Annotated in this window: 11 protein-coding genes; 8 read left to right on the top strand and 3 right to left on the bottom strand. The window is 61.2% G+C overall.

Going from position 1 to position 13,243, the window contains the following annotated elements; all coding sequences use genetic code 11:
• On the bottom strand, positions 1 to 454 hold a 454-nt coding region (locus tag AAFN47_RS15200), incomplete at its 3' end, for a transposase (protein ID WP_499810092.1).
• A gap of 322 nt (positions 455 to 776) precedes the next feature.
• Between AAFN47_RS15200 and AAFN47_RS15195 the strand changes: the two genes are divergently transcribed.
• The 3 genes from AAFN47_RS15195 to AAFN47_RS15185 all read left to right on the top strand — a co-directional run bounded on the left by AAFN47_RS15195 (position 777) and on the right by AAFN47_RS15185 (position 4,429).
• Positions 777 to 2,855 carry a Vgb family protein gene (locus AAFN47_RS15195; protein ID WP_499810091.1) on the top strand — a complete coding sequence of 693 codons (2,079 nt, stop codon included), beginning with the start codon at positions 777 to 779 and terminating at the stop codon, positions 2,853 to 2,855.
• 759 nt (positions 2,856 to 3,614) lie between these two features.
• The gene (locus AAFN47_RS15190) at positions 3,615 to 4,037 is read left to right on the top strand and encodes a RidA family protein (protein WP_499810090.1); all 423 of its coding nucleotides are present in this window, start codon (positions 3,615 to 3,617) and stop codon (positions 4,035 to 4,037) included.
• Positions 4,034 to 4,429 (top strand): ACT domain-containing protein, encoded by a 396-nt coding sequence (locus AAFN47_RS15185; RefSeq protein ID WP_499810089.1) that lies wholly within the window; start codon positions 4,034 to 4,036, stop codon positions 4,427 to 4,429. Before AAFN47_RS15190 ends, AAFN47_RS15185 begins: the two co-directional genes overlap by 4 nt.
• Before the next feature lie 150 nt (positions 4,430 to 4,579).
• On the opposite strand, the gene AAFN47_RS15180 is transcribed toward AAFN47_RS15185, so the two are convergent.
• The gene (locus AAFN47_RS15180) at positions 4,580 to 5,539 is read right to left on the bottom strand and encodes a sugar-binding transcriptional regulator (RefSeq protein WP_499810088.1); all 960 of its coding nucleotides are present in this window, start codon (positions 5,537 to 5,539) and stop codon (positions 4,580 to 4,582) included.
• A 296-nt stretch (positions 5,540 to 5,835) separates the two neighbouring features.
• On the opposite strand from AAFN47_RS15180, the gene AAFN47_RS15175 reads away from it, so the two are divergent.
• The 5 genes from AAFN47_RS15175 to AAFN47_RS15155 all read left to right on the top strand — a co-directional run bounded on the left by AAFN47_RS15175 (position 5,836) and on the right by AAFN47_RS15155 (position 11,529).
• Positions 5,836 to 6,828 carry a TRAP transporter substrate-binding protein gene (locus AAFN47_RS15175; RefSeq protein WP_499810087.1) on the top strand — a complete coding sequence of 331 codons (993 nt, stop codon included), beginning with the start codon at positions 5,836 to 5,838 and terminating at the stop codon, positions 6,826 to 6,828.
• 12 nt (positions 6,829 to 6,840) lie between these two features.
• Complete coding sequence (locus AAFN47_RS15170; RefSeq protein ID WP_499810086.1) at positions 6,841 to 7,389, top strand: TRAP transporter small permease; 549 nt, start codon at positions 6,841 to 6,843, stop codon at positions 7,387 to 7,389.
• Positions 7,390 to 7,398: 9 nt separating this feature from the next.
• Positions 7,399 to 8,697, top strand: a complete 1,299-nt coding sequence (locus tag AAFN47_RS15165; protein ID WP_499810085.1) for a TRAP transporter large permease — start codon at positions 7,399 to 7,401, stop codon at positions 8,695 to 8,697.
• Positions 8,698 to 8,717: 20 nt separating this feature from the next.
• The gene (locus tag AAFN47_RS15160; RefSeq protein ID WP_499810084.1) at positions 8,718 to 9,635 is read left to right on the top strand and encodes an SMP-30/gluconolactonase/LRE family protein; all 918 of its coding nucleotides are present in this window, start codon (positions 8,718 to 8,720) and stop codon (positions 9,633 to 9,635) included.
• Between the two features lie 358 nt (positions 9,636 to 9,993).
• Positions 9,994 to 11,529, top strand: coding sequence for a catalase (locus tag AAFN47_RS15155; RefSeq protein ID WP_499810083.1), 1,536 nt, complete (start codon positions 9,994 to 9,996; stop codon positions 11,527 to 11,529).
• 68 nt (positions 11,530 to 11,597) lie between these two features.
• On the opposite strand, the gene AAFN47_RS15150 is transcribed toward AAFN47_RS15155, so the two are convergent.
• The gene (locus tag AAFN47_RS15150; protein ID WP_499810082.1) at positions 11,598 to 13,223 is read right to left on the bottom strand and encodes an arylsulfatase; all 1,626 of its coding nucleotides are present in this window, start codon (positions 13,221 to 13,223) and stop codon (positions 11,598 to 11,600) included.
• Positions 13,224 to 13,243 lie beyond the last annotated feature (20 nt).

Below are 13,243 nucleotides of genomic sequence, written 5' to 3'. Positions count from 1 at the left end.
CTCGGATGATGCTGGCATCGGCGGCGAACACATCGCCACCCACCAATCCTTCTTCAATGCAGCGGGCAACGACACTCTCAAACAGCTGCCGCAACAGATCGCTTTCCCGGAACCGGCCATGACGGTTCTTCGAAAAGGTCGACTGATCGGGCACTGGATCGCCCAGATCGAGACGACAAAACCAGCGATAGGCAAGGTTCAGATGGACCTCTTCACACAGCCGCCGCTCGGATCGAATACCCATGATGTATCCGACCAGAAGCATGCGGATCATCAGTTCGGGATCAACCGACGGACGCCCGATATCGCTGTAGAAAGGGCGCAGGTGTGTTCGGATGTCGGTCAAATCCACAAATCGATCTATCGACCGCAACAGATGACCCGATGGTACGTGGTCCTCCAGGCTGAACTCATAGAACAGTGCCGCCTGACATTCCTTTCGCTTGCCCATCATCGCAATCAGCCTCCCAAATCACTTGAGAAACTGAATCAATCGACAAAGGCCTAATCAAGGCGACTTTTTCATCAAAATCAGCCCAATTCAGACCCTGCGTTTGTGTTGCAAACGCGTTAATCCTAACTGTTCTGATCCGTCGCATCCGGCACCATACATTGCCCTCCGCTGCGATTAACTCCGGGCGCACTTCTTCTGTTGACAATTTGTTCAGCTGACACAGGCTTCTGAGCTAATATGTGGTAGCGTCAAAGCAGAAAACACCTGCTGTATGCTATACGTGGCCAAAAAACGCGCCAACCCTTTGCACAAGGACATTTCGATGTTGAACGTCGTGAAATGCACTGCCCTGATCATCTCGCTTGCTCTCATGTCATTTCCGGCTTTCGCCGAGAATCGTATCGAAGGACAGGTCGCTGTAGGACGTGCGCCCATCGCCGGTGCGGTGGTGACTGCGTGGAAAGCGGGGAAAGAAGCGCCTGAAATGCTCGGCTCCGCGACGACGGACGGCCAGGGTGCGTTCACATTGAACCTTGGGGATGTAGGAAGCGAGAGCGGTGTTCTTTATCTGATCGCCCGTGGCGGCGAGTCCACATTGGCACCCGGTACGGGATCCAACCCGGCAACGACCCTGATGGCGTTGTTGGGAAATGAACCGCCGGCAAAGGTAACGATCAGCGAATTGACGACTGTCGCCTCGGCCTGGACGGCCGCGCAACTGCTGGACGGCGGTGATCTGCGCGGCAATGTTACCGGACTTCGCATTGCTTCGCGCAATATGCCGAACCTCGTGAATCTCGAGACAGGCGGCCTTGGTCCGGTCATATCGGACACGCTGAACGCGCCGCGAACCACCACCCTGACGAAGTTCAACACGCTTGGCCTCCTGCTGTCGGGCTGCGTAACGGCGATCGCGGACGCCTGCAACAAGCTCTTCGACGCGGCCACGCCGCCGGACGGATCAACGCCTGCCGACACGCTGCAGGCGGCACAGAACATCGCCCGCCACCCCTGGCACAATGCGGACAAGCTCTTCAACCTGTTGGACGCGTTCTATCCGATACCAGAAGGTAGCCGGTACCGGGATGTGCCGCATGTGCCTTACCTCTTTTTTCCCCCGAGCGCCTGGACCCTGTCGCTGGTTTACGGCGGCGGCGGCTTTTACGCCGTTGGGGGCGCCGCGCTTGACGAGGACGGCAACTTCTGGACCAACAACAATTGGCTGATCGGGTCGCAGACCACGATCTTCCAGCAGTTCGGCGGTGGCGTCGGGAGGTTCGACACCGACGGCACCCCGCTGTCGCCGATGATCACGGGGTATCGCGGCGGCGGTCTCGATAGCCCCGGATGGGGCATCGCTTTCTCAGAAGATAACAAGGTTTGGGTCACCAACCTGATCGGCAGCACGATTTCTGTCCTCGACCGAAAGACCGGCGAGCCGCTGTCGCCGGAAGGCGGATACAACTTCGATGGCAAGCTCGGGCAGATGCAGGGCGTGATCGTCGCACCGAACGGCGATGTCTGGACGGTAGACAACGGCAACAACCAGATCGTTCACTTTCCCGGTGGCGACCCCTCCAAAGGCCGTATTCTCGGCCGCACCGTGGATGGCAAGCCCGAAGAAGGCACGCTACAGGTCAAAAGTCCCTTCGGCATCGCCATCGACCTGCAGGACCGGATCCTGATCACCAATAGTGGTTCCGACACAGTAACGCGGTTCCCTTCGAACGACCCCGCCAACGCCGAGGAGATCAAGGTTGGTTTCAGCCCTCATGCCATCGCGATCGACAGCCAGGGCAATGCCTGGGTCGGCAATCTTGTCGGACATCCGGGGACAAGAGAAAAACTGGACTTGGCCAAGCAGGCGATCGAAAGCAAGCTTGAGGCGCGCAGGGGTTTGCAGTCGGCCGACGACATTGCGGCCCACATGTGGATCAATCTTTGGGAGATCATCAGCGAGTTTCCCGGCGGCGATATATCTGTGATCCGGCCCAATGGGTCGGTACTGGGCCCCTTCAATGCGGAGGGCGCCATCACCGGACCCTGGGGGGTCGCGATTGACGGCAACGACAATGTCTGGGTCGCGAGCGCCACCAGTCATTCGGTAACCCAGCTTTGCGGTTTCCGCACTGAAACCTGCCCGCCCGGATTGAAAACAGGTGACCCGATCACACCGTCCGAGGGCTATATCGGCGGACTGCAGATCGTTGCGCCCATAGGCGTGGATCCCGCCGGCAATGTTTGGGTCGGCAACGGGTGGGACAACACGGAAACCGGCTTTAGCGAGGTTCCCGAAGAAGCGGAGTCAACCCGGTTTTCGGCCAACACCATCGTGGTCTTCTTCGGTGCGGCGAAACCCGTCAGGACGCCGGTTGTTGGAGGACAAGTTAGAACGCCTTGAGGCACGTGTCCGTCGAAACACAAAAGGGCGGTTATCGACAATTTATGCCAAGGCCCAGCGGCCAGAACGACCCCGTCGCCGGGTTATTGCGATGTGACGTGGCATTTTTAACGTTTGTTTTGGAGGCATGGCATGGGCACAATGGCTCCCAGGAAATAGCCAGAACCGACGATTTGAACAACTGGATTAGATGCAAAGCAAAGTAGTTGCGACTGTCGGGTCGCAATCAGAACATCCGCAACAATAAGCACTGGTCGCAATGTCCGCTTTGCTGACCTGCGCGGTTGGTTGATATATCCCGGCGGCTCTGACGAAGGCGGTGATCGGCATTCGCCCGCCACTCACGGAAGCGGTCGGCGCCGCGTTTCCGAACCGAACCGAGAAGCAGCGCCAAGGGCAGACCCGCCGCGCCGCTTCGTCTCGCCGACAGGGCTGCACACGATCAACGACGTCTTCGGGGGGCGAGAAACGCGATCAGCGGTTCATCACGAAGGCAGAGACAGGAACCGTGTTGAGCGCAGACGGACACGCGCGGCCTTGCCCTCTTCGGAGGATACCGAGCGAGACGCCCGGCGCCTGGATGAGTCGCTGAACAGAAAGCATTCATCGGGCTGGCAACGAAGCTTGGCTTCTGTCTGCTTTCCACCCTTGAAAACGATAATTCGTGTGGTAACGTCGGGCATCATCGCTGAAGATGAAGCTTCCGCTGGCAGAGTAAGCGGGAATGTCCTTCTTCTAAAACCATAGAAGGAGAACGCCATGCCAGCGTCTATTGAATCAATCAATCCGAATACAGTCTGGGCGGTTCCAGACAATTTCACGACGATCTACAGCCATGCGACCGCCGTTGAGGGCGCAGCGAAATGGATGTTCGTCTCAGGTCAATTCGGCGTAGCGCCCTGCGGCGCCTTGCGGACATCGTTTCGTGAGCAGGCCGAACAGGCGCTCGACAATATCGAGGCCCTGCTTTCGCATGCAGGCATGGGCATGGGAAACCTGGTGAAGCTTACATATTTCCTCACGAATTCCGAAGACGCCGTGGCGCTGGCGGAGGTGCGAATGCGCCGCTGGAAAGAGCGTCAACCGCCCGCGGTGACTGTTTTGACCGTTTCGGCGCTTGCGCGTCCCGAATACCTGATCGAGATTGAGGCTGTCGCCGCAATCGGCGGAACTGACGCGTGAGCGCCGGCGTCCGCTTGCAACGCGTGCCGGGCCGCTACGGCGTCTCCCGTTTGGCATCGGACGCACCGATGCCTGACTGGTTGAGCGGGGCAGGTTTCACGGCGCTCATCCGTGCGGATGACGAAATGACGGTTGTCTGCCAAATGGATCGCATTCCTGAAGGAACAGAAACAGATGCGCCGTGGGCATGCCTGCGCAGCATGGGACCGTTTGACTTTCACACCGCCGGGATTGTGCAATCACTGGTAACGCCTCTCAGTGACAAAGGTATCGGCGTATTCGTTCTCTGCACGTTTGACGGGGAGCATATTCTGGTCGCCGATCGCGATTTGAACGCCGCTGTCGCCGCTCTCACTGAGGCTGGGCATGAATTCGAAGTCGACATTCCTTAGCAAGCCCTGAACGGCGGCTTCGTCCGATTTGCTGACCAGCGCGGTCGGTTGACGTGTTCCAAGGCGCGCGCCGACTGTCGCCAGCGCGAGGGCATCCGCAACCAATGGTTCGCGGTCTGGAACATCGACATCCAGGACCGGCCCGGAACGTCACGCCAGGAAAAGCCGCGCTGTGTTCTCGTCGGTGATCAGGCTGTTGGCCAGGCGTCCGGCGAAAGCCGCCTTGACGGCAGGCACGCGAAGTTCTCCCGAGGCGACGATGACCACCGGTCGGCTCTCATCCGGTTTCGGCAGATAGGACGTCAGGCGCGCGTGGTAATCGGCGTCGATCACGCGCCCCTTCGTGTCGATAGCGAAACCCAGGAACTCGCCCACGGCTCCGGCGCGCACGGCTTCACGCGCCTCGTCCTCGGTGATGTAGCCGTCCATGACAAGCGACCCGCCTCTTCCCCAGTAGCCGATACCCATGATCAACAGGTCGGCCTGCGCGACGATGTCGCTGAGCCGGGCATAGCCCGGCTGCGCCTGAAGCACCTCGCGTTCCTGCTCGGTTTCGGTGATCACCGGCATCGGTCGCGGATAACAGTCTGCGCCCAGAAGATCGGCGATCCATGTCACTACATCGTAATTGCTGGCCTTGCCGCTTCGGGTGAGATTGCCCATCATTGAAACACAGCGGCAATCGGGTCTGTCGAGGCGTGCGAGATGCTCGGAGACCTGTCGCATCGTCTTGCCGTTGCCGACGCCTATCGTCATGGATTCGCGCGATTGCAGGACGGTCTCGAGATAGCGGGCGGCGAGAGCGCCGACGGACGCCAGGTCTTCGACCGACCCCGACTCGCTCGGCGACACCTCGCAGTATTGCAGGCCGAAATGCTCCTTCAACCGCTCCGCCAGCTCAATGCATTCGGTCAATGCGTAGTTGAGCCGGAATTCGATCAGGCCCGCCTTGTGTGCGAGCGCCATCAGGCGCTGGACGACCTGTCGCGAGACTTGTAGTTCCTGCGCTATCTGGTCCTGCGTGCGATTCCGGGCATAGGACATCCAAGCCGCCCGGGCGGCGAGATCCAGCCGCCTGTCGGTTTGCGTTTCGCTGTTGCCGTTTTTCATTGTCTATACCTGCGGGCCTTCAGCCGGCCCTTCGATCGCCCGAGGCAGGAATGTTTCCGTGAGGGCTTTTTGTAACACCGTAACCGGGAACGGCAAGTCTTTTGCCGGCGGTCCACGGTCGGGTAAACGATGAATTGACTCCATAGCACAAAAAGATAAATATATCGATTATCGATCAATTGATCGATTAATTTGCCATGTCTCGATGGTTTACATGGGAGGCTGAGGCCTGTTGACCGGGTTGTTGCCAGCAACAACCGGCGGCTCACCAGGACTTCACAAGGGAGGAATGGGAATTGAATTTCTGGAAATACGCGCTGATCGCGGGCGCAGCCTTTTCCGCGTTGTCCGGCCAGGCTCTGGCCGAAACCAAATGGTCGCTGTTCACGCCGTTCGGCGCCAACGACAAGCCGACGGAACTCTACCGGGAATTCGCCAGCGATGTCGCGAAAGCCACGGACGGCGAACTCGTCATCGAGGTCTTTTCGTCAGGCGAACTTCCCTACAAGAACACGGATACCCTGCGCGCGCTCGCCACTGACCAGATCCAGATCGCCGATCTCGCCATCGGACCGGTCGCCGGCGAAGTTCCCGAACTGACGGTGTTCGGTCTGCCGTTCATCTGCACTTCGACGGACCAGTTCTACACGGCCATCGACGAAGTGCTGCCGATCTTCAACGAGCGCCTCCAGGACAAGTTCAAGGTCCGGGCGCTGACGGGCTGGACGATGCCGCCGCAGCAGGTCTGGCTGCGCGATTCGGTTGATCAGATCGGCGATCTGAAAGGCCGCAAGGTGCGCACCTGGAACAAGATGCAGGTGGAAATGCTCGACCTCATGGGCGCTTCCGGCGTTGCGATAACGCCAGCCGAGGTTATCCCGGCGTTGCAGCGCGGCGTCGTCGATGGCGCGATCACCGCTGTGATCCCGGCCTATGACTGGAAGTTCTATGAGGTGGTGGATTACGGATATATGCTGAACTTCACCATGACCGACCAGCTCATCGCAGTGAACGAAAAGGCGTTCGGGGCGCTGTCGCCGGAAATTCAGACTGCTCTGACCGAGACTGCCAACGCCTGGCAGGACAAGTTCCGCGCGGCGATCGACGCGGCGGCCGGCGAAGCCGAGACCAAGCTTACGGCCGAAGGCATGACGCTGCTGACGCCCGCCGACGCCGATTTCGCTTCCGCCAAGGAAAGCACCAGGGCGATATGGCAGTCATGGGCCGACGCCAACGGCGAGATCGCCGGCAAGCTTCTGGACCGGGTCAGCGCCGCTTGCGCGCTGTAGGACGGACGAACCGTGGCTGAACCCGCCAAACCGACCGGGCCCGAGTTGACGGAGACCGCGCTGCCTGTATGGCTGCGCGGCCTGCGGCGGGCGCTGGATCTTCTTGCGGGAGCGCTGCTCGGCGCCGCCATCATCGTGCTCGTTCTTGTCTTCTGCCTGATGAATGTCGAAATCGTAAGCCGTTACTTTTTCGGCGTTTCGACGCTCATCGCCGACGAATATTCAGGCTACGGATTCGCCTTCGTCATTCTTGCAGGCCTGGTCTACACCCACCGCTCCGGCGCCCTGCTGCGGATCGATTTCGGGCTCGGCGTCATGGGGCGGCGCGGACGCCGGTTCTCCCTGGCCGCGGCCAGCCTCGCCAGTCTCGCGCTAGCAGCTTTTTCCGCCTATGCGGGCTATCAGACCTGGGCGCTCAGCCTGCTGTTCAATTCCGGTTCGGCTTTCGCTTCCACCACACCCCTGTGGATTCCACAAATCGTGATGCCGGTCGGCTTCGCGCTCCTTGCCCTGTCCTTCGCCGAGGAATTTCTCAGTCGCAGTTACGGGCGCGGGCAATAGGAAGTTTCAATGGACTGGTCAGTCGCCCTTCTTGTCTATGGCGTTCTCATGGTCTGCTGCCTGTTCGGCGGCGTCCTTATCGGATCGGCTATCGGGATCGTCGGCATTGTCGGCGTGACGATGGCGACCGGCACGCGCATGTGGCCGACCTTCGGCGACATCATCTGGAACACGGCCACCAGCTTTACGCTCGTCGCCATCCCGCTCTTCGTCCTGATGGGTGAGATCATCCTGCGCAGCGGCCTGGCGCGGCGCTTCTACAACGGCATCGCAGTGATGCTGCGTGGTATTCCCGGCGCGCTCGCCCACACCAATATCGTCGGCTGCGCCGCCTTCTCCGCGCTGTCCGGCTCAACGGTCGCCACCGCCCTGACAGTGGGCACGGTCGCCGTGCCTGAAATGCGGCGGCGCGGCTACAAGGACGCGCTGACGCTCGGTTCGCTGACCGGCGGCGGGTGCCTCGGCATCCTGATCCCGCCGAGCATCCCGATGATTGTCTACGCCTCGATCACCCAGACGTCCGTTCTGTCGGTCTTTATGGCGGGCGTGGTCCCGGGTCTCGTGCTCGCCACCCTGTTTCTGGTCTATATCGCGATCCGCGTTTTGCTGAACCGGGATCTCGCGCCGCCGCCCGACGCCGAAGACCTGAAGCGAAAGCGGCGGTCCGGGATCGTCGACAGCCTGCCGGTCGCCGCCCTGATCGTCGCCGTCATAGGAGGCATGTACGCGGGCGTCGTCACGCCCACGGAAGCGGCCGCCTTCGGCTGCCTGTTGGCGCTGTTGCTCGGTCTGGCCTATCGCGACCTTTCCGCCGCCGCTCTCGTCGCCGCGCTGCGCAACGCGGTGGTGACGAGTTGCGTCGTCATGTTCATCACCATCAACGCCCAGTTTCTCAGTTTCGCCATCGTCAACTCGGGCATCAGCCGCGGATTCTCCGGGGCCATGGCCGAGGCAGGGATAGGTCCCTTCGCCTTCTTCCTTCTGTTGATCGCGCTTTACGCGGTCATCGGCATGTTCATTGACGGGCTGTCGATCATGCTCTTGACGGTGCCTGTGCTTTTTCCCGTCTTCCAGGTGATGGGATACGACCCGATCTGGATGGGCGTGGTGCTGGTGCTTCTGATCGAGCTGGGCGCGCTGACGCCGCCGATGGGGCTCAATCTGTTTGCCGTGCAATCCATCAGCAACGCGCCGCTTGGAGTCATCGGCAAATCGTCGATGCCCTATGCGCTGATTATCGTCGCCTTTTGCCTTGCGCTCTACATCGAGCCGGATATCGCGCTGTGGCTGCCGAGGGCGACCCATTGAGCGAAATGAGGTAACAAGTCGTGTTTTTTGCTCCGCCGCCCACCACCGAAACATCCGTGTTCGCAAGCCTGCCGGACGAACTCAGAATGCACGGAGAGCCGTCCGAATGGCGCGATGGCCAGCCTGGAGGTCAGCCCGACCACTCGCTCCTCGAAGGTCCGGCCTTCGACCACGACGGCAATTTATGGTGCGTCGATATCGCCTATGGCCGGATTTTCCGGATATCGCCGGATGGCCGGTTCGAGGTAATGATAACCTATGACGGCGAACCCAACGGCCTCGCCTTCCACCAGGACGGCCGTCTCTTCATCGCGGATTACAGAAACGGAATCATGGTGTTCGATCCGCGCACGCGGAACATTGCGCCGTTTCTCCAGCGGCGCCATCTCGAGCGGCTCAAGGCCGTCAACGACCTGACATTCGCTGACAATGGAGACCTCTACTTCACCGATCAGGGAATGACCGGCCTGCACGATCCCACCGGACGCGTCTTCCGGGTCCGGCCGACGGGCGCGCCGGAGATGATCCTCGCGAACGTGCCGAGCCCGAACGGTCTCGTGCTGTCGCCCGACGGCGCGACCCTTTACGTCGCCGCAACGCGCGGCAATTGCATCTGGCGGGTTCCCATGATGCCTGACGGAAGCGTCGCCAAGGTGGGCAACTTCATCCAGCTATCCGGCGGACAGGGGCCGGATGGTCTGGCAATCGACCGCGACGGCGGGCTCGTCATTTGTCACATTGGTCTGGGAACGGTCTGGCACATGACGCCGAGAGGAGAACCGGCGCGCCGCTTCGTCTCGCCAACAGGGCTGCACACGACGAACGTCGCCTTCGGGGGCAAAAACCGCGATCAGCTGTTCATCACGGAGGCCGAGACGGGAACCGTGTTGAGCGCACAGACGGAGACGCGCGGCCTTCCCCTCTTCGGAGGATACTGAGCAAGACGTCCGGCGCCGGGACATGTATCTGAATCAAAAGCATGCAACGGGTTGGAAACGAAGCTCATCTTCTCCAAAGCGTGCATGTCACGGGCCACGGCGAAGTGGTGTTCGAAGGCGCGCGCGCCCGAAGATGACAGCGCTGGGCCATATTGAGTTGATTTTGAAATAGACGATACGCGCTGCGGGAATCTTCGAATGATTTCCGCATGCGAATAATGAAATCCATTTGCACGAGGGTTGAACCTCCGAAGGCCGCCAGCAGCGACGCCTGCGTCAAAATCGCCGGCCAATGGAACCTTGCGCCCGCCCGGAAGTTACACGCTCAGATATTTCCTACACGCAAAGGTTACCGATCATGAGCAAAAAGAAGACAACCGTCCCCCCGACAACCACCGACGCCGGTATCCGCGTGCAGAGCGACGAGCATTCGCTGACTGTCGGCCGCGACGGACCGATCGTGCTGAACGACCATTACCTGCTCGAGCAGATGGCGAACTTCAACCGCGAGCGCATTCCCGAGCGCCAGCCCCACGCCAAGGGCGGCGGCGCCTTCGGCCATTTCGAGGTCACGCAGGATGTCAGCCAGTACACCAGGGCGAAGGTCTTCCAGCCGGGCGCGAAGACGGACGTGCTGATCCGCTTTTCCACCGTCGCCGGCGAGCGCGGCAGCCCCGACACCTGGCGCGATCCGCGCGGCTTTTCGGTGAAGATGTACACCGAGGACGGCAATTTCGACATGGTCGGCAACAACACGCCGATCTTCTTCGTCCGCGACCCGATCAAGTTCCAGCAGTTCATCCGCAGCCAGAAGCGGCGCGCCGACAACGACATGCGCGACCACGACATGCAGTGGGATTTCTGGACGCTGTCGCCGGAAAGCGCCCACCAGGTAACCTACCTCATGGGCGACCGCGGCATTCCGAAGACCTGGCGCGAGATGAACGGCTATTCGAGCCACACCTATTCACTGGTCAACGCCGACGGCGAGATGTTCTGGGTTAAGTTCCACTTCCACACCGACCAGGGCGACGGCAATGCCTATCTCAGCCAGGACGAGGCCGACAGGCTCGCCGGCAGCGACGGCGACTATCACCGCCGCGACCTCTTCAACGCGATCCGCGACGGCGACTATCCGAGCTGGACGCTGAAATGGCAGATCATGCCGTTCGAGGACGCCAAGACCTACCGCATCAACCCGTTCGACCTCACCAAGGTCTGGCCGCACGCCGACTATCCGCTGATGGAGGTCGGCCGGATGACGCTCACCCGCAACCCGACCGATTTCCACACGGAGATCGAGCAGGCCGCCTTCGAGCCGAACAACATGGTTCCCGGCGTCGGCCTGTCGCCCGACAAGATGCTGCTTGCCCGCGGCTTTTCCTACGCCGACGCCCACCGCGCGCGCCTCGGCGTCAACTACAAGCAGATCCCGGTCAACAAGCCGCGCTGCCCGGTCTACAGCTATTCCAAGGACGGCGCGATGCGCACGGAAAACGTCTCCGATCCGGTCTACGCGCCGAATTCCTGGGGCGGCCCGGCCGCCCAGCCCGACATGACGGGCGAAGCCGGCCTATGGCATGCCGACGGCGAGATGGTGCGCGAGGCCTACACGCTGCGCGAGGACGACGACGATTTCAGCCAGCCCCGCGCGCTGATCAACGACGTGATGGACGAAGCCGCGCGCAAGCGGCTCGTCTCCAACGTCGTCGGCCATCTCTGCGACGGCGTCAGCGAAAAGGTGCTTGAGCGCGCCTTCGACTACTGGCGCAATATCGACAAGGAAACCGGCGACCGGATCGAAAAGGGCGTGCGCGACAAGCTCGGCGGCAAGTCGTCCGCCCCCGGCATGGCGTCTGCCGAGAGCATCGGTCGCAAACAGGCGGCGGAGTAAGCCTGCCCTGAAAAACAACGGCCGCCGGGTCTCCCCAGCGGCCGCTCAATGTGCGTCTTTCGGAATGCCTAGTTACCGGTGCGGCTGGCCAGCGCCTGCTCGACCTTCGCCTTCACGGCTTCTAGATTGAAGCTCGCGCCCGGCTGCATCGGCGGAAACTCCACCGCCGTCTGCGCAAGTTTCGCCACTTCCTGCTGCACGAAGACGAAGCGCCAGAACTCGTAGGTCCACCAGTTGGCGGCGTACATCGAGTCGCCGATGTTCATCTTCTCGAACGGGTCGAGACGCAGATTGTAGATGCCGGGCCAGTCCAGCTTCACCTTCGGTCCAAACCAGCCGTCAGGCTGCTCGACGAAGACATACTTGAAGTCGCCGACGCGGGCCGAGGCGAGCGTCGATTCGGTGAAGTACCAGATCTCGTCGCGCGCCGAGTCTGCGCCTTTGGTCAGCATCTCCATCTGGTTGTAGCCGTCGAGATGGACCTTGTATTCCTTGCCGTCCAGCGACGCGCCCTTCTTCAGATCCTCGGCGATGTCGCCGTCATAGCCGGCGGCGGCGGCGAGCGTCGGAAACCAGTCGAGACCGGACATCACCTGGTTGATCACCTGGTTGGGCGCGACCTTGCCCGGCCAGCGCATGACCATCGGAACGCGGAAGCCGCCTTCGGTGCCCATGCCTTTCCAGCCCTTGAATGGCGTCGTGCCGCCGTCCGGCCAGGTGAAGCCCTCGGTGCCGTTGTCGGTGGTTACGGCAATGATGGTGTTGTCGGCGACGCCCATCTCTTCCAGCTTGGTCATCACGTCGCCGATGATGTCGTCGAACTGCGCCATGCCGGCTTCCTGGATCGACCAGCCATTGCTGGAATTGCGCATGTTCTCGTATTTCTCGGACAGGTGCGTCTTGACGTGCATGCGCGTCGGGTTCAGCCACACGAAGAACGGCTTGCCATCCGCCTGCGCCTTGTCGATGAAGTCGAACGTCCGGTCGCGGATCACCTCGTCGACGGTCTCCATGTTCAGTTCGATGCCGTCCATCGGATGCGGCGGCAGGGGCCCCATGTCGACGATGCGCTGCTTGCCCACCTTGCCCCAGCGCGGATCGACCGTTTCGTCGTCCGCGTCGGTGGCGAAGCTGTGCAGCACGTTGCGCGGGCCCACCTTGTCGAGCAGGTCCTGCGGATAGTTCGGATGGAAGGGATCCTCCATCGCGTCGAGATGGTAGAGGTAGCCGAAGAACTCGTCGAAGCCGTGCACGGTCGGCAGGAACTCGTTGCGGTCGCCCAGGTGGTTCTTGCCGAACTGTCCGGTGGCGTAGCCGAGCTCCTTCAGCGCCGTGGCGATGGTCGGAGCCTTGTCCGGCATGCCGATCTTTGCGCCCGCCTGGCCAACGGTCGTCAGGCCGGTGCGGATCGGCAGTTCGCCGGTGATGAAGTTGGCGCGGCCGGCCGTGCAGCTCGCTTCGGCGTAATAGTCGGTGAAGATGGCGCCTTCGGCGGCAAGCTTGTCGATGTTCGGCGTGCGGCCGGCCATCAGGCCGCGATGATAGGCGCCGATGTTCCACATGCCGATGTCGTCGCCCATGATGACGATGATGTTGGGCTTTTCGGCGTCCTGCGCCAGCGCTGCGCCTACGGCGCCCGCAAGACAGAAAGCCGTTGCCACGCAAAGCGCGGACAAGAATTTATGCACGAGCATGAAGTTCTCCCTTTGTAGAG

The sequence above is a fragment of the Hoeflea sp. CAU 1731 genome (assembly GCF_039888615.1).
Lineage (GTDB): Bacteria > Pseudomonadota > Alphaproteobacteria > Rhizobiales > Rhizobiaceae > Flavimaribacter.
Note: the sequence above shows the minus strand (reverse complement) of the source record. Positions and strands in the feature narration are given on the sequence as shown.

Bases quoted from the DNA above. Each gene is read 5' to 3' on its own strand.
- AAFN47_RS15165 (WP_499810085.1), top strand. From the start codon at position 7,399: ATGGACTGGTCAGTCGCCCTTCTTGTCTATGGCGTTCTCATGGTCTGC.
- AAFN47_RS15190 (WP_499810090.1), top strand. From the start codon at position 3,615: ATGCCAGCGTCTATTGAATCAATCAATCCGAATACAGTCTGGGCGGTT.
- AAFN47_RS15155 (WP_499810083.1), top strand. From the start codon at position 9,994: ATGAGCAAAAAGAAGACAACCGTCCCCCCGACAACCACCGACGCCGGT.
- AAFN47_RS15180 (WP_499810088.1), bottom strand. From the start codon at position 5,539: ATGAAAAACGGCAACAGCGAAACGCAAACCGACAGGCGGCTGGATCTC.
- AAFN47_RS15150 (WP_499810082.1), bottom strand. From the start codon at position 13,223: ATGCTCGTGCATAAATTCTTGTCCGCGCTTTGCGTGGCAACGGCTTTC.
- AAFN47_RS15195 (WP_499810091.1), top strand. From the start codon at position 777: ATGTTGAACGTCGTGAAATGCACTGCCCTGATCATCTCGCTTGCTCTC.